27 protein-coding genes and 2 pseudogenes are annotated in these 26,828 nt (G+C 59.7%); 6 read left to right on the top strand and 23 right to left on the bottom strand.

Annotated elements, in window-relative coordinates:
* Nucleotides 1–119 precede the first annotated feature (119 nt).
* The 3 genes from O4H53_RS08140 to O4H53_RS08130 are packed head-to-tail and all read right to left on the bottom strand — an operon-like array spanning nt 120 to nt 1,671.
* Nucleotides 120–275 carry a hypothetical protein gene (locus O4H53_RS08140; RefSeq protein ID WP_269362817.1) on the bottom strand — a complete coding sequence of 52 codons (156 nt, stop codon included), beginning with the start codon at nt 273–275 and terminating at the stop codon, nt 120–122.
* 47 nt (nt 276–322) lie between these two features.
* Nucleotides 323–907 (bottom strand): YceI family protein, encoded by a 585-nt coding sequence (locus O4H53_RS08135; RefSeq protein ID WP_269362815.1) that lies wholly within the window; start codon nt 905–907, stop codon nt 323–325.
* A 38-nt stretch (nt 908–945) separates the two neighbouring features.
* Entirely contained in the window at nt 946–1,671 is a 726-nt protein-coding gene (locus O4H53_RS08130; protein ID WP_269362813.1) for a hypothetical protein, read from the bottom strand.
* A 207-nt stretch (nt 1,672–1,878) separates the two neighbouring features.
* Between O4H53_RS08130 and O4H53_RS08125 the strand changes: the two genes are divergently transcribed.
* The gene (locus O4H53_RS08125) at nt 1,879–2,769 is read left to right on the top strand and encodes a LysR family transcriptional regulator (RefSeq protein ID WP_269362811.1); all 891 of its coding nucleotides are present in this window, start codon (nt 1,879–1,881) and stop codon (nt 2,767–2,769) included.
* Between the two features lie 503 nt (nt 2,770–3,272).
* On the opposite strand, the gene O4H53_RS08120 is transcribed toward O4H53_RS08125, so the two are convergent.
* Complete coding sequence (locus tag O4H53_RS08120; protein WP_269362809.1) at nt 3,273–3,896, bottom strand: CGNR zinc finger domain-containing protein; 624 nt, start codon at nt 3,894–3,896, stop codon at nt 3,273–3,275.
* 221 nt (nt 3,897–4,117) lie between these two features.
* Here O4H53_RS08120 and O4H53_RS08115 point away from each other — a divergent pair, with 221 nt between their 5' ends.
* Nucleotides 4,118–4,747 (top strand): FMN-dependent NADH-azoreductase, encoded by a 630-nt coding sequence (locus tag O4H53_RS08115; protein ID WP_269362807.1) that lies wholly within the window; start codon nt 4,118–4,120, stop codon nt 4,745–4,747.
* A gap of 47 nt (nt 4,748–4,794) precedes the next feature.
* Here the strand turns inward: O4H53_RS08115 and O4H53_RS08110 are convergent, their stop codons facing one another.
* A complete protein-coding gene (locus tag O4H53_RS08110) occupies nt 4,795–5,334 on the bottom strand; it encodes a peroxiredoxin-like family protein (protein WP_269362805.1) in 540 nt (179 codons plus the stop codon).
* A gap of 91 nt (nt 5,335–5,425) precedes the next feature.
* Between O4H53_RS08110 and O4H53_RS08105 the strand changes: the two genes are divergently transcribed.
* Nucleotides 5,426–6,106, top strand: a complete 681-nt coding sequence (locus O4H53_RS08105; RefSeq protein WP_269362803.1) for a helix-turn-helix transcriptional regulator — start codon at nt 5,426–5,428, stop codon at nt 6,104–6,106.
* An 89-nt stretch (nt 6,107–6,195) separates the two neighbouring features.
* Here O4H53_RS08105 and O4H53_RS08100 read toward each other — a convergent pair whose 3' ends face one another.
* The 8 genes from O4H53_RS08100 to O4H53_RS08065 form a co-directional block, all read right to left on the bottom strand.
* The gene (locus tag O4H53_RS08100) at nt 6,196–7,689 is read right to left on the bottom strand and encodes an NAD-dependent succinate-semialdehyde dehydrogenase (protein ID WP_269362800.1); all 1,494 of its coding nucleotides are present in this window, start codon (nt 7,687–7,689) and stop codon (nt 6,196–6,198) included.
* A 70-nt stretch (nt 7,690–7,759) separates the two neighbouring features.
* Nucleotides 7,760–8,704 carry a cyclase family protein gene (locus O4H53_RS08095; protein WP_269362799.1) on the bottom strand — a complete coding sequence of 315 codons (945 nt, stop codon included), beginning with the start codon at nt 8,702–8,704 and terminating at the stop codon, nt 7,760–7,762.
* A gap of 79 nt (nt 8,705–8,783) precedes the next feature.
* On the bottom strand, nt 8,784–9,956 hold the full coding sequence (locus O4H53_RS08090; RefSeq protein WP_269362797.1) for an iron-containing alcohol dehydrogenase: 1,173 nt from the start codon (nt 9,954–9,956) through the stop codon (nt 8,784–8,786).
* Nucleotides 9,957–9,958: 2 nt separating this feature from the next.
* Complete coding sequence (locus O4H53_RS08085; protein WP_269362795.1) at nt 9,959–10,618, bottom strand: ABC transporter ATP-binding protein; 660 nt, start codon at nt 10,616–10,618, stop codon at nt 9,959–9,961.
* The gene (locus tag O4H53_RS08080) at nt 10,618–11,409 is read right to left on the bottom strand and encodes an ABC transporter ATP-binding protein (RefSeq protein WP_269362792.1); all 792 of its coding nucleotides are present in this window, start codon (nt 11,407–11,409) and stop codon (nt 10,618–10,620) included. Before O4H53_RS08080 ends, O4H53_RS08085 begins: the two co-directional genes overlap by 1 nt.
* Nucleotide 11,410: 1 nt before the next feature.
* On the bottom strand, nt 11,411–12,391 hold the full coding sequence (locus O4H53_RS08075; RefSeq protein ID WP_269362791.1) for a branched-chain amino acid ABC transporter permease: 981 nt from the start codon (nt 12,389–12,391) through the stop codon (nt 11,411–11,413).
* The gene (locus O4H53_RS08070) at nt 12,388–13,284 is read right to left on the bottom strand and encodes a branched-chain amino acid ABC transporter permease (protein ID WP_269362789.1); all 897 of its coding nucleotides are present in this window, start codon (nt 13,282–13,284) and stop codon (nt 12,388–12,390) included. Before O4H53_RS08070 ends, O4H53_RS08075 begins: the two co-directional genes overlap by 4 nt.
* A 154-nt stretch (nt 13,285–13,438) precedes the next feature.
* Nucleotides 13,439–14,695, bottom strand: coding sequence for an ABC transporter substrate-binding protein (locus tag O4H53_RS08065; protein WP_269362786.1), 1,257 nt, complete (start codon nt 14,693–14,695; stop codon nt 13,439–13,441).
* 553 nt (nt 14,696–15,248) lie between these two features.
* On the opposite strand from O4H53_RS08065, the gene O4H53_RS08060 reads away from it, so the two are divergent.
* The gene (locus O4H53_RS08060) at nt 15,249–15,710 is read left to right on the top strand and encodes an ACT domain-containing protein (protein WP_269362784.1); all 462 of its coding nucleotides are present in this window, start codon (nt 15,249–15,251) and stop codon (nt 15,708–15,710) included.
* A gap of 23 nt (nt 15,711–15,733) precedes the next feature.
* A complete protein-coding gene (locus O4H53_RS08055; protein WP_269362781.1) occupies nt 15,734–16,216 on the top strand; it encodes a GFA family protein in 483 nt (160 codons plus the stop codon).
* Nucleotides 16,217–16,370: 154 nt separating this feature from the next.
* Here the strand turns inward: O4H53_RS08055 and O4H53_RS08050 are convergent, their stop codons facing one another.
* The 9 genes and pseudogenes from O4H53_RS08050 to O4H53_RS08010 form a co-directional block, all read right to left on the bottom strand.
* Nucleotides 16,371–17,591 carry an ABC transporter substrate-binding protein gene (locus O4H53_RS08050; RefSeq protein WP_269362779.1) on the bottom strand — a complete coding sequence of 407 codons (1,221 nt, stop codon included), beginning with the start codon at nt 17,589–17,591 and terminating at the stop codon, nt 16,371–16,373.
* A 20-nt stretch (nt 17,592–17,611) separates the two neighbouring features.
* Nucleotides 17,612–18,946, bottom strand: coding sequence for a sigma-54-dependent transcriptional regulator (locus tag O4H53_RS08045; RefSeq protein WP_269362777.1), 1,335 nt, complete (start codon nt 18,944–18,946; stop codon nt 17,612–17,614).
* Entirely contained in the window at nt 18,943–20,625 is a 1,683-nt protein-coding gene (locus O4H53_RS08040) for a sensor histidine kinase (protein WP_269362775.1), read from the bottom strand. The genes O4H53_RS08045 and O4H53_RS08040 overlap by 4 nt, the downstream gene beginning before the upstream one ends.
* Before the next feature lie 165 nt (nt 20,626–20,790).
* Nucleotides 20,791–20,937, bottom strand: a pseudogene (locus O4H53_RS08035) (IS6 family transposase); the annotation flags it as partial.
* Nucleotides 20,938–20,978: 41 nt separating this feature from the next.
* Nucleotides 20,979–21,193: pseudogene (locus O4H53_RS27185) on the bottom strand (DDE-type integrase/transposase/recombinase); the annotation flags it as partial.
* 149 nt (nt 21,194–21,342) lie between these two features.
* Nucleotides 21,343–22,209 carry a transporter substrate-binding domain-containing protein gene (locus tag O4H53_RS08025; RefSeq protein ID WP_269362774.1) on the bottom strand — a complete coding sequence of 289 codons (867 nt, stop codon included), beginning with the start codon at nt 22,207–22,209 and terminating at the stop codon, nt 21,343–21,345.
* Between the two features lie 59 nt (nt 22,210–22,268).
* On the bottom strand, nt 22,269–23,051 hold the full coding sequence (locus O4H53_RS08020; RefSeq protein WP_443069525.1) for an ABC transporter ATP-binding protein: 783 nt from the start codon (nt 23,049–23,051) through the stop codon (nt 22,269–22,271).
* Nucleotides 23,048–23,779: an ABC transporter permease gene (locus O4H53_RS08015; protein WP_269362772.1), complete on the bottom strand. Its 732-nt coding sequence runs from the start codon at nt 23,777–23,779 to the stop codon at nt 23,048–23,050. The genes O4H53_RS08020 and O4H53_RS08015 overlap by 4 nt, the downstream gene beginning before the upstream one ends.
* A gap of 3 nt (nt 23,780–23,782) precedes the next feature.
* Nucleotides 23,783–24,490, bottom strand: a complete 708-nt coding sequence (locus O4H53_RS08010; RefSeq protein WP_269362770.1) for an ABC transporter permease — start codon at nt 24,488–24,490, stop codon at nt 23,783–23,785.
* Between the two features lie 141 nt (nt 24,491–24,631).
* On the opposite strand from O4H53_RS08010, the gene O4H53_RS08005 reads away from it, so the two are divergent.
* On the top strand, nt 24,632–25,804 hold the full coding sequence (locus O4H53_RS08005) for an amidohydrolase (RefSeq protein WP_269362769.1): 1,173 nt from the start codon (nt 24,632–24,634) through the stop codon (nt 25,802–25,804).
* On the opposite strand, the gene O4H53_RS08000 is transcribed toward O4H53_RS08005, so the two are convergent.
* On the bottom strand, nt 25,793–26,827 hold the full coding sequence (locus O4H53_RS08000; protein WP_269362767.1) for an alpha/beta hydrolase: 1,035 nt from the start codon (nt 26,825–26,827) through the stop codon (nt 25,793–25,795). The two genes, O4H53_RS08005 and O4H53_RS08000, sit on opposite strands and share 12 nt — an antisense overlap.
* Between the last annotated feature and the right edge of the window lies 1 nt (nt 26,828).

The following is a 26,828-nucleotide window of genomic DNA, read 5'->3' as shown; positions in this document are numbered from 1 at the left end:
TGTTGCCAAGTTGTTGGCTACAGATTGTGAGGCATTGGCCAAGGGCAGATCAAGCCGCCGTGTCGGCTATGTAATCGGGACTGTTGCGTTATCCGCCCCCCGACGGCAACAGTCCCTGTTCAGCCCTGTTTCAACGTGGCGTCGATCCGGCTGCGCAGATCCACAGGCAGGGCGGGATCCGCCGTGAGGCGTTTGGCGATATGGGCCAGGGCAAGCGCGCGTGATTTAGACTTTTCACCACGCGGCGAGGCGGAAATGTGCAGGAGTTTTGACATTCTGTCTCAGGTCCTTTTGATGTCTGTCCGCTCGGATGTGCCGGGCGTCACTTGCGCAGCGCTTCCAGATCGATCTCGACCTCGATGACCGGACCAAGGCCAAAGGCCACCAGCTGGTTCATGCCGAAATCGGTGCCGTCGATGGTCGCGGTCGCCGAAAACCCGGTTTTGATGGTCGACGCGTCCCAGGGCAGCGGCATTTCATTGTTCCAGACCACGTCCAGCGCGACTTCGCGGCTCACGCCGACCATGGTCAGATCGCCATAGACAATCGCCGTCCGCTCGCCCGTTTGCTCGATCCGGGTGCTGTCAAAGGTGATTTCCGGAAATTCGACAACGTTCAGGAAATCAACCCCGCCCATGTCGCGGTCGCGCTGTTCGGAATTGGTGTCGAGGCTTTCGGAGGCAATCACAACGGAAACGGAGCTGTTGGTGACATCGTCCTGGTCGAACGTGATGTCGCCCGACACATTGCGGAACATGCCGCGCGCATTGGCCCATCCGGCGTGGCTGACGCTGAAGGTGACCCAGGTGTGGTCTTCATGCACGATGTAGAGGTCGGCCGCAGTGGCGACGGTGGATGTCGAGAGGAACAGAGCCGCAGCAATGGCCGTACGTGAGAAGAGAGTCATGGTTTTTCCTTTCAAGAGGGGGTTTGGGGTGGGGGTGGTCAGAAATTGCGCAAGGCCAGCAGCATGGCGGGGATGCCCGCCATCAGCGCGAGGGCTGCAAACGCAAAGGGTTGAACGAGGAGCGGCAAGCGAGAGAGTTTCGCGTCCGCGAACGGCAGGGCCGCCAATGTCAGGAGGAGCAGATAGGCGGCCGTGCTGAGGTTGGTGGCAAAGGTGGACAGCTGGACAAACAGGATCAGCAAACCGCCCTGGACGGTCCAGATCATCATCGGATGTCCCGATTTCGGCGCCCCGTTTTTCAGCGTGACGACAAAGATCGCCAGCGCGTATCCGCCCAGGAGCGCAGAGAGCGACAGCAACACCTGCCCCAATCCGAGAAAACCACCGAGCAAGGCAAGGACGCTGGCCGTCATGCTCATCGCCAGGTGCGCGACGGGCGAAGTGAAGGGGGATCGGGACAGATCCGGTGCCTTTGCCAGCATCGGCATCCAGACGGCAATCGTTCCCAGCGGTAAGAGCCAGCCCCAGTCAAACCGGCCCGCCGTCAGGGGGCGCTGGACAAGCCAAATAAATGTGATCGCTGCGACAATAGCCAGAAGCGCGGCGCGGCGATAGGATGCCTGATTGAAGGTCACGAGGCCGAGCACCGGAAAGGCCGCGAGCGCGTAGGCAATCTTGTGTTTGGCGGAAATCGCGGGGAACGGCGGGAGGCCTTCGTGCAGCAGGTAGATGGCTGCAATGGCAAGGCCCATCGCGACCACCAACACCCGCGACGCCGCGAAAGCACGTTGCTCGACAACCCCAAGGCCAAACCCGAGGGCGATTGGAGCAACCAGCAGGACAATGATATCTTCTGCGCCCATCTATCTGCCATTCTTTCATTAAGTTCCGTCTGAATCAGACATATATGCATGTCATTTGTTGATTAAGACGTCTTGTGTTGAATCATTATCGCCGTTATGGCGTAAATGATGGACCGCATTGATCTTCTGAAAACATTCCTGAAGGTGGCCGACACCGGTTCCTTCACGGCGGCTGCCGAACGGCTGGACATGACGCCTCAGCTGGCCAGCAAATACATCCGCGCGCTGGAAAGCGAGTTGGGGGCGCAACTGTTTCACCGCTCCACGCGGCGGGTGAACATGACCGAAACCGGGGCTGCGTTCTATGATCGCTGCGCGCGTCTGGTGGATGACTTCGAGGAGCTCAAAGCCGATGTGCGTCAGGACCATTGCGCGCCCCGCGGACAGCTACGTTTGACCGCACCGCATTGTTTTGGTGGCAAATATCTGGTTTCGGCTCTGGCGGACTTTTCCGCCGAATACCCGGAAATCTCGGCAACGCTGGATTTGACCGACCGCTATGTCAATCTTCTGGATGAAGGGGTCGACCTGGCCATTCGGGTCGGCAGCCTGGAGGATTCCACTTTGCTGGCCCGGCAGATCGGCATGGTTCCCGTCGTCCTCTGTGCCAGCCCTGACTATCTCGAAAACGCGCCCGATCTGAACAGTCCTTGCGATCTCGAACATCACGCCTGCATCATCGATACGAACTTCAAATCCCAGAACAAGTGGACCTTTCTGGTCGATGGGCAGCCGGTGACCTATCAGGTTGAGGGGCGTCTCAAGGTCAACAGCGCAAACGGAGCGCGGATTCTGGCCTTGAAAGGGCAAGGCGTTTCGTTGTCCCTGCACTATATGGTGGAGGACGATATAAAGGCGGGGCGTCTGGTATCACTGTTGACCGACTACATGGCGACCAAGCTGGCCATCAATGCGGTGTACCCCCACACCCGGCATCTGACGGCAAGGGTCCGACGTTTCATCGACTTCATGGCTGACCGATGCAAGCATCTGAAATAGGAGGCGCAGCATCGGGGACGCGTTGACCCGGAACCCCGAGCGGGCACGGGGCCGCGCCCGTCTCTGTGGGTGATCCAGTCGGCGATGATGGAATACAGCTCATCCGATCCGGCGGCTTTCCACTTCGGCGTCAGATCCCAATCCTTTAAACCATCGGAATAGATCTTGCGGAACAGGTCGATAGTTTGCCGGTCAAAGAACAATGACGCGCCAAGGAAGCGGCTTTGCCCCAGTTCGGGACTGTTCTCGACATCGCACCGCACGCCCTTGAGGAGCGGCAGAACCTGGCCTGGGTTTGCGCTATATGTCTGCCGATCGAGGCCAATCCTTTTCTGTCCGATAATCGGAAACATGAGCATCGGGGCGGACAGAAAGGCCATGGTCATTGAAGTCTCAAGCCGTGACATGATGGTTTGTTCGGTCATCGCTTGGCGTCCTCGGTAACCTGCGCCGGGACAATCCCGGCCGCATGTTAAGAAAGAGGCGGCGCAGCAAGCGCGCCCTCATCGCTTGCGGAACGCCGCGGCCTTGGCCCGGTTGCCGCAGACCTCCATCGAGCACCAGCGCCGCTTATGATTCTTGCTGATGTCGAGGAAATAAAGCGTGCAACTCGGCCCCTCGCAATTCCGGACATAGCGGAAATCCGCCTCGGTGATCAGGCGCGCGGCGGCGGTCGCGATCCTGACGATCAGGTCGCGCGGCTCGGTCAGCGGGTGACTGTCGACAAGGGCAAGCGGCTTGCTGGCGAGATCCTCGGCTGCGGCGGCGGGGGCGATCCGAAGAAACCGCGGCCCCCGTGCGAGGATCGCATTGATCTCGGCAAGGATTGGATGGTCTGCCTCCGTCAGCGGGCCGCCGCTGATGGCTTCGATGAAAGGGCGTAGCCTTTCGCGGAAGGTGACGATCTCTTTGCGTGCCTCTTCGAGCGCGGGCGCGGCGGCGGGTTCGCGGAAAGGCGTCAGCTCGGAGTCTGAGGCAAGCTCTGCCGCAACCAGCCAGTCCAGCAGGTCCGGGCCACTCTCCAGCCAGTCGTAGCGCACATTTCGCGGAATCGCGACGCTGTTCAGGAAATCCAGCGCGGGGCTTTCCCCGACGAAGAAGGGCGCCGGTCTGGGGTCTTGCGCCATCGGGTTCTCCGTCTGCGCGGCAGGGGTGTGAACGATGATGATAACCGCTATTTTCCTATTTTACCAGTTATAATCATGCGCGGGCCATCACAAAAAAGTAACTGGATAAACTTATCTTTCAAGGTTACCAAACATAACCATCAAAAACCATTAACAACAGTTATCCCGGCGCAGCATGAACCGCTCGCTCCCAACCGAACCCTACTAAAAGGACCCATCCAATGACCCAGATTCTCTATATCACGGCCTCGCCGCGCGGTGAGATGTCCCAGTCCGGCAAGCTGGCCGAGGCCTATCTTGCGGCGCGGCAGTCGGCCCAGCCGGACGTCACCATCGACCGTCTCGATCTGTGGCGCGCCGATCTGCCCGAGTTTGACGGCGACAAGGCGGCGGCGAAGATGACCTTCTTCGGCGTGGGCGACATGGACGGCCCGCGCCAGAGCGCCTGGGACCAGGTGGTCGCTGTCACAAACCGCTTCACCCAGGCGGATGAATACGTGCTGTCGGTGCCGATGTGGAACGGTGGCATCCCCTACAAGCTCAAGCAGTATATCGACATCATCACCCAACCTGGCCTGCTGTTCGGCTTTGATCCCGAAGCGGGCTACAGCGGGTTGCTGAGCGGCAAGTCGGCGCGTGTCTTCTACACGTCTGGTGTCTATGCGCCGGGGGCACCCGCCAAATACGGCACCGATCACCATTCGACCTATCTGGACTGGTGGCTCGACTTCATCGGCGTGACAGAGATCGAAACTGTGCGCTTCCAGCCCTCGCTGCTGACCGCAGACCCGGACGGAGATCAGTTGCAAGCGCTGGAACGCGCGGCGGATCTGAACCTGCAAAACGCCTGAACCGAAAGTGCCACCCCGGCGGACGAACACGCCAGGGTGGCACTGCGTCACAGCGCGCCCGTATATTCGCCGCGCGCCGGGTAGTCGTTGTTGATCGCGAAATCCAGCGCGCCCAGCAGTTCCGAGAAATGCGGCCGCACGAAGGGCATCGTCTGCACCGAGGCGTAGTAGAGCGTCTGCTCGGGCGTCACCATGAACAGGCCGGGTTCGGAAAACAGCGCCGGCTCTTCGATCCCGATGGAGGTCTTGCCGCGCGAGGTCGAGGTGAACAATCCCCAATCGTCACGCGCCGCGGGTAGTGCCAAGTCATAGGCCACCCGCAGCTTGTCCGCGCCGATCTTCTCGGCCATTCCCGCCGCCCGCTCCGACCCGTCAGAGGACACGGCCACGGTGGTCACGCCACGGGCGTTGAACTCCGGTGTCAGCTTTTCCAGTTCCTTGAGATAGGTGGCGCAGATCGGGCAGTGCAGGCCGCGATAAAAGGCGATGACGGTGCCCCGTTCGGCCTTTTCGGTGGACAGGGTGAACTGACCACCCCCGACCAGGGGCAGGGACAGATCCGGGGTTTTCTGGCGCGGGATCAGCATGGGGTTCCTCTTCGTTGATATTGCGTCTCTCCACGAGATGATGGATATTCAGTCAGAATTTGTCCGAAATACCCGACTGAAAGTCCTGTTTATGACCGACCGCCTCGCCGCCCTGATGCCTGGCCTGACCGTCCATGCCGTGGGGCTGGACCCGGCGGGCGCGAATCTGCTGATCTGGAGCTGTGCTGACGGCCATGTGCTTGGGCCAGCGGGAGCGATGCCTTTTGGTGCCGAGTTACACTTGGCCGCTCGCATAGGTGGCGGCGTGTGGATGGAGCACCTCTGGCCGGAGATGCCTGCCGTGCGGATCGGTTCGGACGATGCAACCTATCCGCTGGTCGCGCTGGCGCTGGCGGAGCTGGCGCAGCCGCGCTGCGGGAGCGTGGCGTTGATGCAGGGCTATGTTCAGGCGATCATCGTCCACATCCTGCGCAACGCCATCGAGCGCGGTAAGGTCAGCTCCGGCGTTCTGGCGGGACTGGCCGATCCGCGCGTTTCGCGCGTGCTCGTGGCACTGCATGACGATCCGGCGCTGGACTGGAACGTGGAACGCATGGCGGGGCTCGCAGGCATGTCGCGTTCGGCCTTCATTGCGCGGTTTGGCAAGGTTCTGGGGGTGCCGCCCGCCAGCTACCTGCGCCAGTTCCGCATGGCCCGCGCGCGGCAGGATCTTTCCGCAGGTGAAAAGACCCGCACCGTCGCGCGCCGCTACGGCTATGGCTCGCCCGAGGCGTTTTCGCGGGCATTGCGCGCCAACGGTCAGGCGGCGTAAGATAACCGAACGCCGCGAGTTCCAACGCGCAGTGCAACGTCCCAGCCGACTTTGCAAATCTCTGTCGGGACCTCTTAATTTCGGCACCTTCACACCGCGAGGCAGAGATACTTGATTTCCAGATAGTCATCGCAGCCGTACTTTGAGCCTTCACGCCCCTGACCGGATTGCTTGATGCCGCCGAAGGGGGCGACCTCGGTCGAAATGAGGCCCGTGTTCACACCTACCATGCCGTATTCCAGCGCTTCGGCAACTTTCCAGACCTTCGAGAGATCCTTGGCATAGAAATAGGACGCAAGTCCAAAGATCGTATCGTTGGCCTGTTCGATGACGTCATCGACAGTTTCAAATCTGAACAGCGGTGCGACCGGCCCGAAGGTCTCGTCGCGGGCCACCTGCATTTCCCGCGTGACATCCCTGAGCACCGTTGGTTCAAAGAATGTACCGCCAAGCGCATGTCGTTTCCCGCCCGTGACGATGGATGCCCCCTGCGAGACGGCGTCGATGATATGCGCCTCCACCTTCCCGACCGCGGCCTCCGAGATCAGCGGGCCTGCGGTGACCCCATCGGCAAACCCGTCCCCGACATTCATCGCCTCAACGGCTGCAGTGAGCTTTTCGGCAAAGGCGTCATAGACACCGGCCTGCACATAGATGCGATTGGCGCAAACACAGGTCTGCCCGTTGTTGCGATATTTGGAGATCATCGCGCCTTCGACCGCTGCATCCAGATCGGCGTCATCAAATACGATGAAGGGCGCATTGCCGCCCAGCTCCATCGAGGTTTTCATCACCTGGTCCGCGGATTGCTTCATCAGGATGCGGCCAACTTCGGTTGATCCGGTAAAGGTGAGCTTGCGGACCTTGTCGTTCTCACAGAATTCCTTGCCGATGTCAGAGCCTGATTTCGAGGTGACGACTGAAAACAGCCCGGCGGGCACACCCGCCTCTTCGGCCAGCCTGGCCATGGCGAGGGCGGAGAGCGGCGTTTCCGCAGCCGGTTTGGCAACAAAGGCGCAACCGACAGCAAGGGCGGGCCCGACTTTGCGCGCGATCATGGCATTGGGAAAATTCCACGGCGTGATCGACGCCACAACACCGACAGGCTGTTTCAGAACCATGATGCGTTTATCGGGCTGGTGTCCGGGGATGATATCGCCGTAGACACGTTTTGCCTCTTCCGCGAACCATTCGATGAAGCTGGCCCCATACAGGATTTCCCCCTTGGCTTCCGTCAGTGGTTTGCCCATTTCAGCGGTCAGGATGGCTGCAAGGTCATCTGCATTGGCGATCATGAGATCGTACCATTTGCGCAGAATGCCGGCACGCTCCTTACCCGTGCGCGCCGCCCAGTGCCTTTGTGCCGCATAGGCCGCATCAATCGCTGATCTGGCACCACCACGGCCCATGTCGGGCAGTGTGGCGATGACAGCGCCAGTTGACGGATTTCTGACCTCGAACAGGCCCCGGCCATCCGCTTCGGCCTCGGCGGCACTGACCCATCGGCCACCGATCAGGGCCGCATTTGACAGCAGGTCTGTGCGGTTGAGACGGTCTTCCAAATCGGTGTTTGACTGTGGCATCGGGGTATCCTGGTAGAGTGCTGCGCAGGTTTTGTGGTGACCGAGGGGCGCGCCCCTCGGCCGATGGTGTTCAGCGAATTGCTGTCGGGTTGATCATCATCTGGACAGCGCCCTTCATGCGTGTCACGCCCAGCACGAACATGAACTCCCAGGCCTCGTCCTCAGCCAATGCGCGGGTATCCATGTTTTCCAGAAGGTAGATCCCGTGTTGCGGGATCAGGATCTGGTGGACGGCAAAGACCCCATCGGTTCCGTTTTCAAAGGGCACCGGCTCCACCCCCCAAGTGTCGGCGCCAACGGCGACAACGCCGATTTCGGCAAGATACTCCGCCCCCGAGATGCCAAGCCCCGGCTCAACCGAGACATATCGTTCGTGATCGGGATTTTCACCATCGAGCAGGTCCAGCCAACCGGAATGGAACAGCACCGTGTCGCCCTTTTTCAATTCGACACCCTGCGCTTCGGCAACGGCGATGATGTCTTCCTTGGTATAGGCTGTGCCCTCTTCAACGATGTCCTGCCCATAATGCGCGGACATATCCAACAGTACACCGCGCGTGACGATCGGGGGCAGGTTGTGAAGCCCAAGCTTGGCCAGACCGTCCGCCTGTGCGACCTCTCCGCCCTTCAGGCCATTGTAATATTCGTGCTTGATGCCGATGTGACCAAGCCCGTCGATCTGGGGACCGATGCCGAGCCATCCCATGAAGATGTCGTCGTTGTAGGTCATACCATTGGTGCCCAGACCCTGTGTGGTGATCTGGTTAGGCTGCAGCACTGTGATGCTCATCGACCGCGGCGCAAAGGCCGGGGTTTTCGAGTCGACCACAATGCCAAGATTGTAGGTTTTGCCGGTCTTGATGAGTTTGGACGCGGCAAGCACGCTTTCAGGTGTGATGTGATTTGCGGCCCCAAGTTCGTCATCGGGCCCCCATGGCGAGTCACGCCAGTCCTGAGCCATGCCTGCACCCGCCATGCCACATAGCAGAGCTGCCGCCAGTGTAAGTTTTTTCATTATCTTGTCCTCCCTAGGGTTACTCGGTTTGTTGGTTCTTGCGCAGACGACAACCGAGAGACGACGCCTGCTGATTGCGTCAGAGCGACGCCTGGTAAATCCGCGCGGCATCCTCCTCGTGCATTTCGCGCGGATTGTTGATAAGGAGCCTGGTCTGGTTCATGGCATCGGAGGCCAGTTTCGGAATGTCCGACTGGGAAATACCCACGTGTTGCAACCCCGCCTCCAGACCCAGGTCAGTGTTGAGCCTGCCCAGACGTTCAATGAATTCAGCAGCCACAGCCTGAGTGTCGCGCCCGGTCTCGATGTCCGGAAACACCAGCGGCGCGAGCTCGGCATATTGCGCCCCGCAATTGGGCGCGTTGAACCGCATCACAGCTTCAAGCACCAAGGCATTCGAAAGTCCGTGCGGGACGTGGAACAGGCTGCCCACGGGATAGGCCAGCGCATGCACTGCCGCGACGGGCGAGTTGGCAAAGGCCTGCCCGGCCAGCATGGAGCCCAGCAACATCTTCTCGCGCGCCTCCCGGTTCGCACCATTCGATACGGCTTCGCGGATGTTGGCCCCCAGCAGGCGCAACGCCTCCTTTGCCAGCGTCTGCGAGATCGGATTGTTGTTCGGGCTTTTCGAGGTGAAGGCCTCGATCGCATGAACCATCGCATCGACACCCGTCGCAGCCGTGATGTGCGGCGGCAATCCCAGTGTCAGCTCTGCATCCAGCACCGCGATGTCCGGCAGGATGATGGGCGAGACGACACCCTTTTTCTCTTCCGTGCCGGTTGTCAGGATCGACACGGCGGTCACTTCTGATCCGGTTCCGGCCGTGGTGGGCACCAGCACCAGCGGCAGGCGCGTACCCTTGGCTTGGTTGACACCATACATCTCATCCAGCGGCTGGTCCGTATTGGCCAGAAGCGCGATCATCTTGGCCACATCCATGGAACTGCCGCCGCCAAAACCGACGACGCAGGCCGCGCCCTGCTGTTTCGCGGTCGCGACAGCCTCCAGCACGGTGGAGGCCTTGGGGTCCGCCTGAACCTGATCAAAGACGATCACGTCGAAACCGCATGTTTTCAGGTTGCTGATCGCGGGTGCGGCGAGGCCGAGTTTCATGATGCCCGGATCGGTGACGAACAGGACCGCCCCGTTTCCGTCCGCAAGAGGAAGGGTGTTTGCGATCTCTCCCAACCGGGCAGCGGTTCCCCAGCCCTGACGGATCGAAGCGGTTGTGTTGAAAGTAAAATCACTCATGGTTACGCGGCCTCCGCGCGGGACATCAGGCTGATCTGCCCGCGCTCAATGGAATAGACTTTGTCGACGACTTTTTCGGAATGCGTGTAGTCGGATTCCGAAATCAGAACGGTCAGTTGCTCCTCGCGCAGATTACCGATCACCTCCATCAGACGTTGGGCAAGCGCCGGGGCCACGCCTTCGAATGGCTCGTCGAGCAGCAACAGGTTGGGCCCGGAAACGAGCGCCCGGGCCAGGGCAACCAACTTCTGCTGACCCCCGCTCAGGGTCATTGCCTTGCGCTCGGCAAAGCGGCCGATTTCGGGCATCAGGTCGTAGACCCATTTCAGCCTTGAATGGTCTGTATTCCTGGTCGCCCAAAGCGAAACCATGATGTTCTCTTCAACCGTGAAATGGGGCACCAGACGCCGGTCCTCCGGCAGGTATCCGATGCCGAGAATGGCCCGTTCATGCGCTTTCGCGCTGTGCAGGTCAGTTTGGTTGAACCGAATGCTGCCCTGTTCGGCGGGCAGGATACCCATGATTGCCCGCATCAGGGTGGTTTTCCCGGCACCGTTCCGTCCGATCAATCCGCAGGTTGTCCCGGTTTCGATCTCCAGGTTCACATCCCGCAGGATCGGTACGCGTTGGATGGAAAGGCTGACATTGTTCATCGTCAACATTAGGATGCCCCCTCTTTTGCTGTTTCTTGCGCGGCTTCGCGGTGGAATTCACTGCCGATGACGAATTCGCGGACCTTGTCGTTCTCAAGCACGTCGGCGGTTGGTCCATCGGCCAGAATGGTGCCCTCGTAGAAGGCGACGCACCGGGGCGAGAACGCCTCGACGATTTCCATGTCATGCTCGATGAACAGAACGGCGGTATCCGTGGTCTTCAGCGCATCAATCAGGATGCGCATGAGGTCCATTTTCTCGTCCGCGCTCACGCCGCTGGTGGGCTCATCGAGAAACAACAGCTCCGGTTCGGCCACGGTCGCCATGGCGATATCAACAAGTTTCCGCACCCCTTGCGGCAGGGTCTGGATCTCCTGATCCGCATAGCGATCTATGTCGAACCGGGCGAGGAGGTCGTGCGCCTCCCCTTCCAGGGCGCGATCAATGGCGGGTTTGAACAAAACCGGCTTGTGCTGCTTCGAGATCGTCAGTGCGATCAACACATTCTCGATCACGGTGAGTTCCGGGAAAAGCTGCGGGATTTGGAACGAACGGCAGATCCCCAGCCGGGTGATGTCCCGCGTCGCCTTGCCGGTAATACTCTTGCCGCGATAGCTGATTTGACCAGAAGTCGGGGTCAGATAACCGGTGACCATGTTCACGAAAGTCGTCTTTCCGGCCCCGTTTGACCCGATCACGCCCACGACCTCACCTGCGGCGATGGAGATGTTGATGTCCTTTGCCGCGTAAACGGCCCCGAACTTCATTTCCAGGTTCTTGGTTTCAAGGATTGTTGTCATGTCATTCACCTGCCACCGAAGCATTCGCGCCGGCTGATTTCTTGGTTCTCGTCTTTCTGGTGAGCAGCGACCACAGTCCCTTTGGCAGGAAGATAATGGTCAGAAGCATCACACTGCCCAGGATCATCTGCCAGGTGTTCGGAGAGATCTCGACCGCGTAGACCCGGACGATTTCCAGAATGAAAGTCCCGATCATGGGTGCTGCGATGTTGCCCGTACCGGAAAGGATCGAGACAAAAACGAATTGGCCTGAGGTCGTCCAATTGGTCATTTCCGGATCGACATGGCCCAGCGGCAACGCCCAGAGAACGCCACCGACGGCGGAGACGATCGCTGCAAGCACATAGGTGATATGTACCGCCTGGTGGGCGGACGTACCCAGATATTCCACCCGCAATTCGTTCTCGCGAATGGCTTCGTTCACGTAGCCGATCGGGCTTTTGAGGAAGCGGTTGAGTGCAATCGCGCACCCGATGGCGATGGCGCATGTGAGCGTGTAGAGCATGAGCTGCGTTGTATCCCCCTCCGGCGTCCAGCCCAGGTAGGACGGGGTCGGAAGGTTGAAGCCATCGGTCGATCCCAGTTCTTCCGTGCTTGAAAGCAGACCGAAGAGGATCATTGAAACCGCCAAAGTCAGCATCGCAAAGAAGATTTCGCGATAACGCCGCAGCAGGAAGCCGAGCAGAGCGGACAGGATCAGGGCCGCCACGATGCCGGAGGCCAGCAAGACAAAGAAATCGGTAACGCCCAGGAACTTTGCCATCATGCCAGCCGCATAGCCGCCGACGCAGAAATATAGCCCCTGGCCAAAGGACACCAATCCGGCGCGCATCTGGATCATGACGCCGAGCGCAACCAGCCCGGTGCCCATCGAAACATGGACGTAATTAACGATCCACTTGGGCAAGATGAATGCAACAAGGATCAGAAGCGGCAGGGCGATGAGCAGCCCGATTTCGGTACGATCTAGAGTCTTGGTCATATCTTCCTGCTTTCTGCCAAGGCGAACAGGCCATAGGGCTTCACCGCCAGAACGGCAGCCATCACGAGGTAAATCGAGAAGAGCTCCGCCGGCGGATAGAGATGAACGGAGGCGGCGCGCGCAAAGCCGACGATCAGGGCACCGATCATGGCGCCACCGATGGAGCCCATTCCGCCAATTACGATGACGGCAAAGGACAGCACGATGATTTCGGCGCCAATACCGGGAGAAACCGAAATTTCGGGCGCGGTGATGGCGCCGCCAAGCGCCCCGAGGATCGCCCCGACAACAAAAGTGACGGTGAAGAAACGAGTCACATTGATCCCGAGCGCCCCGCTGATTTCACGGTCTTCGATCACCACCAGAAGCAATTTTCCGACGCGGGTTTTGTTGAGCACGAGATACAGCGCCAGCCCGACCGCGATGGCCGTCCCGATGATGATGAACTTGTAGACGGTATAGGGTATGTCAAAAATTTCGACGGTGCCGAAGTAGAAGGCCGGTTGCCAGGCCACGTAGGATTGCGTGCCCCATATCAGCTTTGTGACATCTTCGAGGATGAGGAAAATGGCGTAGGTCACGAGCACCATCAGGACCTCGTCCCGCCCGTACATGAATCTCAGGACGCCTCTTTCGACCACAAGCCCGGCGATGACGCCCGCAATCAGCGCAGCGAGCGGGATCAACAAAAAGCTCAGTGCGACGGTCGAGCCGGTGGCGGTGTAGATGCCGATGGCCCAGGCCGAGGAATACGCCCCAAGGGCATAAAAACCACCATGGGCGATGTTGAGGATCCGCATCACACCATAGATCAGTGTGAGACCAACTGAGGACAGGAACAGCCACGCGGCAAAGCCAAGACCATCCACTGCTATCGCGGTTGCGGTTAGCATAGATTACTCCATTTCATTGATGCGTTCACGCGGACGTTCAGGTCTGCGGCGAACAAAGTCCGGGCTTCTGTTCAGGAATTTCTGAGGTCAGTAGCCCGGTGAAGTTGACGGAGAGGGCGGTTTTGCTGCCCCCTCCGACAGGGAGTTCAGGTGGTCAGTCGCACTTGGCACCTTCAAAGCCGCTCTCGATCCACGCGAGGGAGGCCACACCGGCGGGCGGGTTCACACATTCCGCATTGAACCGCACGACATCGACCAGAACAGGTTTGCCTGTGTCCTTGTCGAATTTGTACGTGCCATAGGCCGTGTCCTGAATGGCCTGATGCCCATTCGCCAGCGCCATGGAGACTTTGCCGCTCGGGCCTTCCCATTCCAGCCCCTTCAGTGCGCCAATGATCGCATCCTGATCGGCACTGCCCGCCTTGTCCGCAGCGGCCTTCACGCCCAGAAGCGCCTGCGCCATCTTGTAGGAGGGATAGGTCGGCAATGTGCCGAAGCGATCGAAATAGGCCTGACGGAACCAGCTGTTCAGCTCGGAGTCCGGGGCCAGTTCGCCATGCGGACCACGCGCGCCGATGACGGTGCCATCCGGCATCTGGGCACCAAGACGGTGGAGTGCGGTTTCACCGGTCGTGAGCACGACCTTGGAGCGTTCAAAGATACCGCGTGCGGAGCCCTGAATGATAAAGGCCTCCATGTCGCCACCCCAAAAACTGGAATGCACGACATCGGGCTTTGATGTCAGCAGGGCCGAGATTTCGGACCCATATTGCCCCGCACCGATCTTCGGAAACTGCTCCGTGGCAATCGAGGTGCCGCTGTCGATCTGTTTCACCGATTCCGAGAAATCGCGCCATGAATCCTGACCGAAAGCATAGTTCTGATTGATGCCCGCGATGCTGTCCAGGTTGACACCTTGTTGATCCAGGTACAGCGCGGCCGCCACGTTATCCATGGTGGCATGTGCACCGGTGCGGAAGGTGTATTGCGGATCAGTGAGGATTTCCTCGAATATCTGCGGCGTGCCGCAGTCGAACAGGATTGTCAGCTTCTGGGCCTTCTCGGCCTCCGGTGCAATCGCCTTGCAGCTGCCGGATGAGATGTAGCCGATCACCATATCGACGCCGTCTTTCTCGACCAGCTTGAGGAAGTCCGCGTTCTTCTGCTTGGAATTCTCGTCAACGAAGATCGGCTCAATCATCGCGCCGCCCACACCTGCGGTATTATAGACGCCTGGCACGCTGCCTGCGTTGATGGCCTCGATCATCAGCTCGGCCGCATTACGCGCCGGAACGCCGAACGGTCCCGCAGCACCACCGGACAGGAATGTCACGATACCGACCTTGGCGGTCTTCTCCTGCGCGCTCGCGGCGCCGGTCAGAGCCATGAGGCCGATGGCTGCGGCAGCCATGAGAGATGTTGAATTTTTGAGAAGCGCCCCCGTGGTCGCGCCGAGACGAGATTTCGTCATGATTTTCCTCCAGTTTCTATCCCGTTAAGGGGTAGAAAATCGCACCCATGTGCACAGTTCGGCGAACCGCCTTCTGCGCCGTTTGTTGTACGAAGTCCTCCCTTGCAGCCTCTGTGAGGCCGCGCCCTCAGGAGACGGCAAGGCGGCCCCGTCTTCAATTTCGGCTGCGAAAAGCGGTGAGCGCATCGCGCTCAATCCGCTCCTTATTTGAGCGGCAACCGCTCAAACTGGCATCGTTCCGAGAAAACAGTCGCTGCAATGCTGGTAGACACCAAACTGTTCACCGATGTGAGGCGAACACCGACAAATGTGTACAAAGCGTCCAAACACCATTTTGTACGCGCAAGGACAAGACGGACATTGGGGAGGCAGGCAGAGATTGGCGTTGTGAGCCCAATCGGACCGATGCTGCGCTCTGCGCGAAATTCGGCTTGGCTTTGGTGATCCAAAAGCCTAGACTGAATGTCATCATCTTGGAAGATGAAGCTCCTGCGTGACACCGAAAGCCACGGCAAGGAATGTCCTTCTTCAGTTAAACTGTGGAGGACTCTTTTTGGCCCATAGCCTAAATGTGAATTTCGTTGCCGGGCGCTATGCCGTTTCCCAACTCGCCACCGATACTGACATTCCGCAGTGGTTTTGTGGGCCGGGCTTCAAGGCTGCTATCTACTCGGACGACGAGACAACCCTGGTCTGCCTCGAAGAACGTGTTCCTGCTGAAATTCCGACAGAAAAGGGTTGGGCCTGCTTGCGTACTGTGGGGCCCTTTCCTTTTGATGCTGCCGGAATTGTTCAATCTCTGATTGCGCCGCTGTCCTCCAATAATATCGGCGTCTTTGTTCTCTGCACATATGACGGCGAGCATGTGCTGATCCCATCCACAGATACTGCCAAGGCAATTCGCTGCTTGAGAGACGCGGGGCACACGATCAACAAGAAGAACCCAACGAAATAACAAACTGAAAAGGTTGAGAGAAAATGTCGACTGGACTTACTGGAAGCTGCCTATGCGGGAAGGTGACCTACGACACAGGTAGCGATCCGCTTTGGATCACCATATGCTATTGCAAGTATTGCCAACGCGCTACTGGGTCTGATCGAATGATCGAGCCAGTTTTTGAAAGACATCACTTCAACTTCACTGCAGCCTCACCTGCGGTCTTTACGCAACCCTCTGACGGAAGCGGCAAAGACATTCATGCGCACTTCTGTTCAGATTGCGGCACTAAGTTGGCGCTGACCTTCGAAAGGTGGCCAGACAAGATCGGAATATACATCGGGACGCTGGACGATCCGTCTCGGATCAGCGTCAAGCCAGAAAACAGCAAGCACATTTTCGTTTCCGAGGCTCCCTCAGGGACCCTCTTGCCTCCCAATGTCAAAATCTACCAGCGTCATGCCGCGGAGAATGATGGAACCCCAATCGAGCCAACCGTTTATTCGAAACCAGTGATCAAATAACCGAAGCGGCCGTTCGCGCAGCCGCAGCGAAAGCTCGCTTCGTCCGCACACCCAAAATCGGGGCTGCTTAACCGGAATGTCCGCTTTCAACGTGATGCATGTTCACTCGGGCCATCAGTTTGCGTGACCACCAACCGCCGAACGGGCCAGGGCGTTACTCGGACGTTGGTCGTTCTTCCACCCGGGGCCATTCCACAGGCGGGTGGTAGACCGACCATTCCCCCAGCTGAACGGTCGCGGGAGGGTATTGGTTGTTCACGATGGTCCGGCCAATCGCCTGAACCTGCAAGAGCTGGTGTGTCGCCGGATCCATGCGCGATCTGAACCCTTCCGGGTCTTCCGGCAGCGAGAGTTCGAGGTTTTCAAGTGCGGCGCGCAGGCGGTACTTGTCCCCTGTGCCACCGGCCTCACGCACGGCTTCAGCAATCGCAAGGATGCCGGAATAGGCCCCTTCTGCCGCGTAGCTTGGATAGCGCCCTGCCCGCTCATAGAACTTTTGCACAAAATCCCGGTTCTGCTCTGTTGGCGGCCAGTTCACATGATGACGGGCAGAAAGAACCAGACCAAGCGGCATGTCATTGCCAAGGGCTGCCAGAACTTCGTAATTGCCGCCTGCATCGAAATTCATGAATTGCGTGGCACCGAAAAGCCCCTGCTGATCCGCCTGTTTTACAAAGGTGACAAGGTCGAGGCCCCATTGCCCGTTGATCACGATATCCGGCTTCGCGCGGATCAGCGCGCTGATGTAGGGTGCGAAATCCGTCTCGAACACGCGCGGCCAGAACTCACCGACGTTTTCGAAGGGCACGCCATCGGCCTTGAGAAATCTCCGCAGATCGTCCCACGCCTGATAGCCGTATTCATAATCCGGTCCGATGAAGGCGATCTTCAGCGGCTCCGCGCGTTGCGCATAGGTCTCAGCTATGTACCTCGCTCCTGCCAGCATCGACTGGCGGCTGCCATTGGTCAGACGGAAGTAATAGGGATGCAGGTCTTCGCTGGTCAATGTGGGGGAGGCATGATCGGTTCCGATAAAGAACACCTCCTTTTCCCGTGCCACCGCCGACACGGATCTGGCTATGGATGAACTGACGACACCGCACAGAAAATCGACCCGATCTTCCTCGATGAACCTCCGGGCAATCTGGATGGAGCGCAAAGACTTTGACCGGCTGTCCTCGATAAGAACGTCGATCTGCGGATAGTCAGCCGGCCACAGGCTTTCGATATGCGCGACAGCCAGGCGGATGGCGACAGCGCTGTCGCGTCCATAAAGCGCACCGGGACCGGACAGCGGATAGAGGCAACCGACCTTCACCGGCGGCAAGGATTGCGCCGGGACGGCCGATCCCATCATTTGGGTTGCGACGACCATGAGAAGAAGAACAGCCCGCATCATGACAAGCCCAACCGATGCATCTTGCGCTTCAGCGCGTGTCGGGAAATGCCCAACCGTTCCGCGGCAAGTCCCTTTTTGCCGCTGCATCGCATGAGCGCTTCGCGGATCAGGTCGCGCTCGACCGTTTCCATGGACTCTTCGATCGAAAGCGCATCCTGGGGCTTTACCATCTGAATTTCAGTGGGCAGCAGATCGACGGTAATCACTTCCCCGGGATAGATGATCGACAGACGTTCAATAAGGTTTTTCAGCTCGCGCACATTGCCCGGCCACGCATAACTTTGGAAGAAATCACGCGTTCGGCCTTCAAAGCTGATCGGCTTGCCTGACGAAGTTCGGGCGAAACGGGCTGCAAAATACATTGCAAGCAACTCGATATCCTTTTCGCGGGTGCGTAGCGGCGGGATATCGAGGGGAACAACATTGAGCCGGAAAAACAGATCCTGCCGGAACTGGCTTTCTTCAACCGCCCGCGCAAGATCCTTGTTGGTCGCCGCAACGACCCGGACATCGACGCGCCGTTCGGTCTTTTGACCCGGCACGCGGTAGGTGTGGGTTTCAAGAAAATGCAGCAGCTTGGCCTGAACGGCGGTCGGCATTTCGCCGATCTCATCCAGGAACAAGGTGCCCCCGTCGGCGATATCCACCAACCCCCTTTGGCGCATGAAATGGCCGGGCTGCGATCCGCGCTCCGCCCCGAAAAGTTCCAGGTCGATCTGCCGCTCGGGCAGGGTCGCGCAATTGACCTCGACGAAAGGCGCGTCTTCTGCCGAGATCTTGCGATGAAGCTCCCGTGCGACAACCGCCTTGCCGACGCCGGTTTCCCCTCTGAGCAGAATGGTCTGTGCGTTGCTTTCGGCGATCCGGTCAATGTCCGCACGCAATTGCTTGATGCCCACACTGTTGCCGATGAAATCGAAATCGGTTGTCCGTTCTCGCAGATAGCGCACCTCGCTGTCGAGCCTGCGCCGGGTCTCGGTCTCCTTCAACAGCAAGATCAGCTCGTCCACGTCAAAGGGTTTGGCGACATAATCCACCGCCCCCATCTTCATCGCGGTGACCGCATCCTGCGTGTCATCAAAGGCGGACATCATGATGACGGGGACATCGGGCAGTTCCGTCCGGAACCATTCCAGCACCTCCAACCCGTTCATCCCCGGCATCCGGATGTCCAGCAGCACAACATCCGGCTGCTCTTTTTCGGCAAGCTGACACCCGACCCGTCCGTTATGGGCCTCGCGGCATTCAAACCCGGTCTGTCGCAAGGTGAAGGCGAGCGAACGCACCAGGTTGATCTCGTCGTCAATGATGAGAATGTTCAGATTCCTCATGAGGACCCCTCATCCTTGGCATGTGCTGCAAAGCGCATGGTGATCACTGTTCCCACGCCTGCGTCGCTCTCGATCTGGAAAGAGCCGCCATTGGTCTCCACCAGTTGCTTTGTCACGGACAGGCCCAGACCGGAGCCTCCTGTGCGTGTCGTGAAGAACGGACGCAGCACCTTTTGGCGGGTTTCCTCGTCCATACCGGCTCCGTCGTCGGCCACGGTCACCACCGCCTCGCTACACTCGCGATAGGCCTGAAGCCTGAGATGCCCGCCCTCCGGCATCGCCTCGATCGCATTGAGGCACAGGTTGAGGAGGATCTGGCTGAAATGGGCCTGATCGATCTTGATGGTCAGCGCTGAATCGCCCGAAAGATCAATGACCACATTCCCGGCTTTCGCGTTGGTGGCCAGCAAGGTGCGGATCGAGCGGAACGCGTTCCGAATGAGAACGGGTTCCGGGTCCGGCGCTCTGGGCTTTGCATAGTTCAGAAACTCGCTGATCGTGCGGTCCACGCGGTCGATTTCCGATGAGATCACCTCGAACATCTGCTGGCGTTCCGCGTCGACCTCATTGCGTTTGAGGCCATGGACCGTGGTCGCCACCGTGGCCAGCGGATTGCGGATTTCATGGGCGATGCCAGCGGCCATACCGCCCAGTGCGGCGCGTCGTTCGACCTCGACCCGGGAGTTGATAAGCCCCTCAAGCTGCAGGCGCATGCGATTGTAGGACCGCGCCAGCGCGCCGAGTTCCCCCGGGCCGTCCTCATCGACATGTACGCTGAAATCCCCGTTTGCGACCGCCCGCGCACTCTGCGTCAAAGGGACCAGATAGCCGGACAGGCGTTGTGACATCTTGAAGAACAGAAAGACCAGCCCGAGCGCGGAAAGCGCCGCCGCAACAAGCAGGCCATAGCGGATCAGGCTGAGCGGCTCGTCAAGGTTTCCGCCGTCATCAACCAGATGGATTCGCCATCCGGGCAGAAAGTGACGTGACCGGGCGAGACTTTGCCGCGCGGGATCCGGCGTTCCGACAACGGACATGCGCAGCCTGTCAAAGACAACGATCTGCGGACGATAGACCCCTGATTTGGACAGTTGAGAACCGAGTTCGGTGAGCGAGGCCAATCGCATACGCAGTGAGACGATGCCGATTGTCCCCTCCTTGTGCAGCACCGGCATCCGAATGAGAAACCAGCCGGGCCGTCCGTTCCTGGGCAGGATCGGGCCGATGACCTCCGTGTTGCCATGCTGAACAAACGGGGCATCGCTAAGACCTTCCCGATCATCACGGGCGCGCGCGCTTGGCACCTGTGTGATCAGCTCACCGTCTTTCGTCGACAATTCGATGGCGTATACATCAGGGCTTTCTGTTTCAAGAAGGAGCAGGTCCTTCAGCAAGGGGGGGATCTTCTGATCTTGCGATCGCAGGAAGAAGTCGCTCGTGTCACTCAGATCGACAATGCTCTCCAGCTTGTTGATCTGGACCGCGATGAAACTGCTCATGCGGACGGCTGTTGCCTCCACATCCGCCTCGACACGATTGGTGACCAGGGTGTCGACCAGGTTGGCGCTGTATCGGTCATAAAGCGCCGCCATCACCACAAGTGGGATCAAGGCAGCAACAAGCGCGCCCCAAAGATAGCGGCGTGCCAAATTCAGCTGCCTTCCAAAAAGGCTCTTCATGGGCTCCTCCCCGGAGCACCGTAGAACACGAAACGAAAGGCGGAAACCGCTCGGTGAAATATGCGTGAGCGGTTTTCGCTCATCGGGACTGTCATGTGGAAAGACTTCGGGGGGTTCCGTCGCAACGTTTCACTCTTTGCACGAAGCGGTCGCGCCGGTCGCCGATCAATCCGCAAGACTGGCATGGATCGTGAATGCGCGCCCCTGGCCCAGTTGGCCTTTCCCAATCATGTGCGCAGTTTCGATCCCGTCCAAAGTTGCTTTTGCTGTTACGATTGATTTGATGCCCATCATCGGTCTCATTCGCCGTTTGCAGTCACCTTAACCCGCCGAGTTGGCAAGCCGGTCGCAGATCAGGCAAGGTTGGCCGCTGCCATCCAAGCCTCGAACGCTTCGAGCGGTTGGTGAGGGCAGAGAGCCGATTGCGGGTTGCGGACTGCACGGATACGAAGCGTTGTAATTCACCCGACGATCGGAAGCCGTGCATTACCCGCTCTCGCTTTCGGAAGGGCAAGTGGCTGTACTCGGCGCGGTTATTGAGCCCCTTGTGTGACCAATGATCTGAGGCGGCAGCAGGTGGCGTTTGCAGCTGATCTTCTGTGTCTGCATCGACACCGCCTCCGCTCAGATCAATGAACCGGCAACCTAAGGCCCGTGAATGTGACAACTCGGTTTGCGGACATCGCAGGTTGCGCGAAGATATCGCGAGGCGTCGGTTCAGGGGGTCACATCAAAGCCGAACCATTTCATCGAAATCTCTTTCATGGTGCCGTCGGCTTTCAGTTCTTCCAGCGCGACATTCAGCTTTTCGCGCAGGGCATCGTCGTCCTGCCTCACCGCGATGGCTGCACCCTGCCCCAACAGGCCGCCGCCAAAGCGGGGTCCGAACAGCACAAGGTTCTCCTTGCCGTCCTGTTTGACCAGATCACTGAGGTACATCAGCGAGGCCATGATCATGTCGACCCGCCCCGCCGCCAGATCCAGTTCGGCCTCATTGCCCTTGTATTCGCGGATCTCCACGTCGGGCAGATATTTGTGAAAGAACTCGGTGGCGATGGTCGAGGCCTGAAGCCCGGCCACCTTATCGGCAAAGGCTGTGTTCAGGTCGGCCAATGCGGCCTTCAGGCTGTCTGCGTCTTTGGGGTCTTCCAACCGGATCAGGGTGTCGACATAGGGCTTGTCGGCCAGGCTGTTGTCCTTGCTGGTCACAAAGGTCAGACCGCCAGCGGCGTAGGGAATGGTGAATGATACGACCTTGGCGCGTTCGGGATTGGCCGACATGGCGGCGACAATCGCGTCGTATTTGCCCGCATTCAGCGCCGGGATGATCCCGTCCCATGGCTGGGCGATGATGGTGCATTTTGCCTTCATCCGTTCGCACAGGGCGTTGGACAGATCGACATCATAGCCGTCCAGGGTTCCGTCCTGTTTGGTCAGGTTGAACGGAGGAAAGGCCCCCTCGGTCGCGATGCGGATCGTGTCCCATGATTTCTCTTGCGCCTGCGCTTGTGCAGGCAGGAACGTGTGCGCACAAAGTGCGATCAGAGCAACAGCGGTGCCGCGCGTCAGATGTGTCAGTTTCATGGTGGTCTTCCTCCAGTGTTGGATTGGCCCTTCGTGCCGGGGCCGGTTTTTGGGGGCGTTTACCCCTCGATGAACCGCGCGAGGCGGGTGTTGTTGCCGGCCGCAAAGACTTCTTCGGGCGGGCCGGATTCCTCGATGACGCCTTCGTTCATGAAGATAACGGTGTCCGAGATGTCGCGGGCAAAGCCGACCTCATGGGTGACGATCAACATCGTGCGTCCTTCCTCGGCCAGAGCACGGATCACCCGCAGCACCTCACCAACCAGTTCGGGATCAAGCGCGGAGGTGGGCTCGTCGAACAACATCACGGCCGGTTTCATCGCGAGAGCGCGTGCAATGGCGGCGCGCTGCTGCTGGCCACCGGACAGGCGCGATGGATATTGGTCGGCCTTGTCCGCGATCCCCACCTTGTCCAGCAGCGTGCGCGCCTCGGCGATACATTCGGCGCGGGGGCGTTTCTGGACATGGGTCGGTGCCTCGATCACATTGCCCAGAACGGTCTTGTGGGACCAAAGGTTAAAGTCCTGAAAAACCATGCCGATCCGCGCGCGCATCCGGTCCATGGCGCGTGTGTCCGCCGGCCGCCGTCCGCCGCCGCGTTGGGCGACCAATTCGATCTCGGTGCCGTCGACGGTCACAGTGCCGTCTTCGGGGATCTCCAGCATGTTGATGCAACGCAGCAGTGTGGATTTGCCCGAGCCGGACGATCCGAGGATCGACACGACCTCGCCGCGATGCGCGTCAAAGTCGATGCCCTTGAGCACTTCGAGTGCGCCATAGCGTTTGCGCAGGCCGCGCACGGAAACGGCGGGGGGCTGTGCGGGCGGGGTCATCTGGTTCATGGATTCACTTCCTTTCGGGCCGCACTGACTCCGGCCCCGGGGGCAGGCTCGCGTTGATCGGGGTTCAGACGGATTTCAGCCAGGCGCACCAGCAGGATCAGGCCGTAAGACAGGGCCAGATAGATCGTGCCGGCAGCGACAAAGACTTCTACGGGGCGATAGGTTTCCGCGATGATCCGGGCAGCGATGCCGGTCACATCCGCCAGCGTGACCAGGGACGCCAGCGAGGTTGCCTTGATCATCAGGATGAATTCGTTGCCATAGGCGGGCAGCGCCTGACGCAATGCGATGGGAAAGCTGATGCGGCGGAACAGCAGCAGACCCGACATGCCACAGGCCCTGGCGGCCATGATCTGACCACGCGGCACCGACAACAGCGCACCACGCAGGATCTCGGAGCCATAGGCGGCTGTGTTCAGCGTCAGCGCCAGAAGCGCACACCAGTAAGGCTCACGCAGATAAGTCCAGGCAAAGCTGCTGCGGATTTCGGGGAATTGCGCCAGCCCGTAGTAGATAATGAACAATTGCACCAACAGAGGTGTGCCGCGAAACACATAGACATAGCCGATCACCAGCCAGTTCAATGGCCTGATCCGGCGCACGCGGATCACCGCAAAGGCCAGTGCCAGACAGGCCCCCAGCACCAGCGACAGCGTGGCCAGTTCGAGGGTGACGGGGATGCCATGCAGCAGTTTCAAAAAGGTCTGGCTGAGGAATTCAAAGTCCATGGCTCAGGCCCTTCCTCTGGAATAGCGGTGTTCGAGCCGGTTGAAAATCAGCCCGCTGAGGATCGTGATGGTCAGAAACAGCACACCGGCTGCGAAGTAGAAGGTGAAAGGCTGGCGGGTGAAGCTGGACCCGATTTGTGCCTGCCGCATGATTTCGACCAGTCCGGTCACTGAAATCAGCGCGGATTCCTTGAGCACCATCTGCCAGACGTTGCCCAGACCCGGCAGCGCGTGACGCGCGACCAGTGGCAGGGTGATGCGGCGGAATTTCAAAAGACGCGGCATACCTATTGCGGTGGCGGCCTCAAGCTCTCCCGTGCTGACCGAATAGAAGGCGCCACGAATGACCTCGGCGTGATAGGCGCCGGAGACGACGCCGATGGCACCCATGCCGGCCAGAAATCCCGGAAGCGACACAAAGCCCTCGGCCCCGAACATATGGGCAATCGGCGTCAGCAACAGGCCCGACCCGAAGTAGAACAGATAGATCACCAGCAGATCGGGGATGCCGCGCAGCACAGTCGTGTAGCCCGCGGCCAGCCAACGCAAAGGTGCGTTTCCGGCAATTTTGGCCCAGGCGACAAGAATGCCCAGACCGCCGCCCAAAGCAAATCCCGCCGCAGCGACAGCCACGGTGTTTGCCGCGGCGCGCAGCATGGCCGGCCCCCAACCGTCGGGTCCGAAACCGAACATTGCCAGAGTTTCGAGCATTTGTTCCCCTTTCGGAACCTGATGACGTTGCGACGACGATAAAGGCCGACACCGCCAGAAGGTGCATGATGCTTTATCATTTGTCAATACGATACAATTTGTCTATCTTTCAGAAGAGAAACGTCATCAAGAGGAACTGACATGACAATCCTGCCCGACATCAAAGCGCTGTGCACCGCCATGACAGAAGTTCGCCGCGATCTGCATGCCCACCCGGAACTGTCTCTGGAAGAGGCGCGCACAGCCGATGTTGTCGCCCGTCATCTGGAAGAAAGCGGGCTGGATGTGACGCGCGGCATTGGCGGCCACGGGGTCGTGGGCACCTTGCGGCGCGGGGGAAATCAGCCCGCCATCATGTTCCGCGCGGATATGGATGCGCTTGCCATCGAGGAAGCTTCGGGCGTGGCCCATAGCTCGCGCAATGCCGGGGTGATGCATGCCTGTGGTCATGACGGTCACACCGCGATGCTGCTGGGCGCGGCGCGGGCGCTTGCGGAGGATCCGTCGGTCACGCGCGACATCCACTTCGTGTTCCAACCTGCCGAAGAACGCTATTGCGGCGCGCAACGCATGATCGATGACGGGCTGCTGACACGCTTTCCCTGTGGCATGGCCTTTGGCTTGCACAATGCGCCGGGCCTGCCTGTAGGCACATTCGCGACGCGGGCCGGCCCGATGATGGCCGCCTCGGGCATCTTCTCGGTGGTGTTCACCGGAATGGGCGGACACGGCGGCGGCAGACCGCATCTGGCCGCGGATCTGACACTGGCGCTGGCCGAATTCACCATCGGTTTGCAGACGGTGATCCGACGCGGTTTCTCACCGCTTGATCCAATCGTGCTCACACTTGGGTCGGTGAATGGGGGGAACGAAAACGCCTCCAACGTGATGCCCGCGCGGGTCAAGGCGACCGGCACCATGCGATGCTTTACAATGGAAAATTGCGACCTGATTGACAGCGCGCTGAATGATCTCGCAGAGCGGATTGCGCAGGTCAACGGCTGCGATGTCAAGCTGGACGCGGAATGGGAAGCCCGCCCGCTGGTGACCGATGCCGAAGCCACCAAGATTGCCCGCACGGCAGTCGATACCCTCGGACGCGATCTGAACGAGGCGCCGATGACCACGGGGGCCGAGGATTTCTCGGATCTGACGCAAGCCTTGCCCAGCTCGTTCATGTTGATCGGCAATGGCATAGAAAAGGGCGCAGGCGGTGACGCTCTGCATGCGCCGACCTATGATTTCAACGACGAGGCGATTCCGCACGGCATCGCCTATTGGACCGCACTGGCGCGGCAGCTGTCACAAAGCTGAGGCAAAATCCCGCGCGACATGCCCGCACAAGGTCAGGGCTTGTCGCGCGTCCCGCAGATGTTGCGACATCTGCAAAAAGCCATGCGGCATCCCCGGCACCACGTCCAGCCGCACGGAATGCCCCAGCGTCAAAAGCCTGCGCCACAACGCCAGACTGTCAGACAGCAGCGGGTCCAATTCGGCCGCCAGAATGTGAACCGGAGGCAGGGCGGTCAAAGCGGTATCATTGGCGTAAAGCGGCGCGGCCAGCGGGTCGCAGCGCTGCGCCGGATCGGGCAGATACCATTCGGTGTACCGCTGCAGCTTTGCGGCGGTGAAGCCCGGGAACTCCGCAAAGCGCAGGTGCGAGGCGCGTTGCCGCCCCGGCGCGAACATGCCGTAGTACAGCAGCAATCCCGCAGCGGGGGTCTGCGGTTCCAGCAACAGGGTTGCGATGGCAAGGTTGGCACCGGCAGAATCGCCACCCACCACCACCGGACCTGCGGCGCAGCCAATGGTTTCCGGATGCCTGGCAAGGGTCAGATAGACGCTGGCCACATCATGCAACCCTGCGGGAAACGGGTCTTCGGGCGCTTTGCGGTAGTCGGGCAAGACAACGGTCATTCCGGCATCCTGCGCCAGACAGCGTCCGGCATGTTCGTCGGTTTCAGGCGCACCAAAGGCAAAGCCGCCGCCGGGGATCATCAGGATCGCGCCCGGCGCAGCATCCTCCGGCGTCAGCACCACTACACGACAGGGCGCGGCTTTGGCACGGGCGGGGGGCACCGCATATTCGTGGCGCTGCATCGGGGGCAGGTCTGTGTTCCAGATCTGCGCACGGGTCGCGGCCAGGGCGCGGCCTTCGGCAGGGGGCAATGTGGTCGGATCAATCTGCGGGCCCGAGCTTCCCAGTTTCGCCATTAGTGCAAGCAGGCTGGCGGCGGGCGTGTTGGGAATATCCAGCGGTTGTTCCTCGCGCTGTGGGTGCAGCCAGCGGGGCAAGGCATGAGACCAGACAGGCAGCAGATGATCGCGTTGGGACATC

This window comes from Sulfitobacter sp. G21635-S1, from assembly GCF_027213915.1.
In the GTDB taxonomy this organism is placed as follows: Bacteria; Pseudomonadota; Alphaproteobacteria; order Rhodobacterales; family Rhodobacteraceae; genus Sulfitobacter.
The sequence above is the reverse complement of the archived record's forward strand: the minus strand, read 5'-3'. Positions and strand labels throughout refer to the sequence as shown.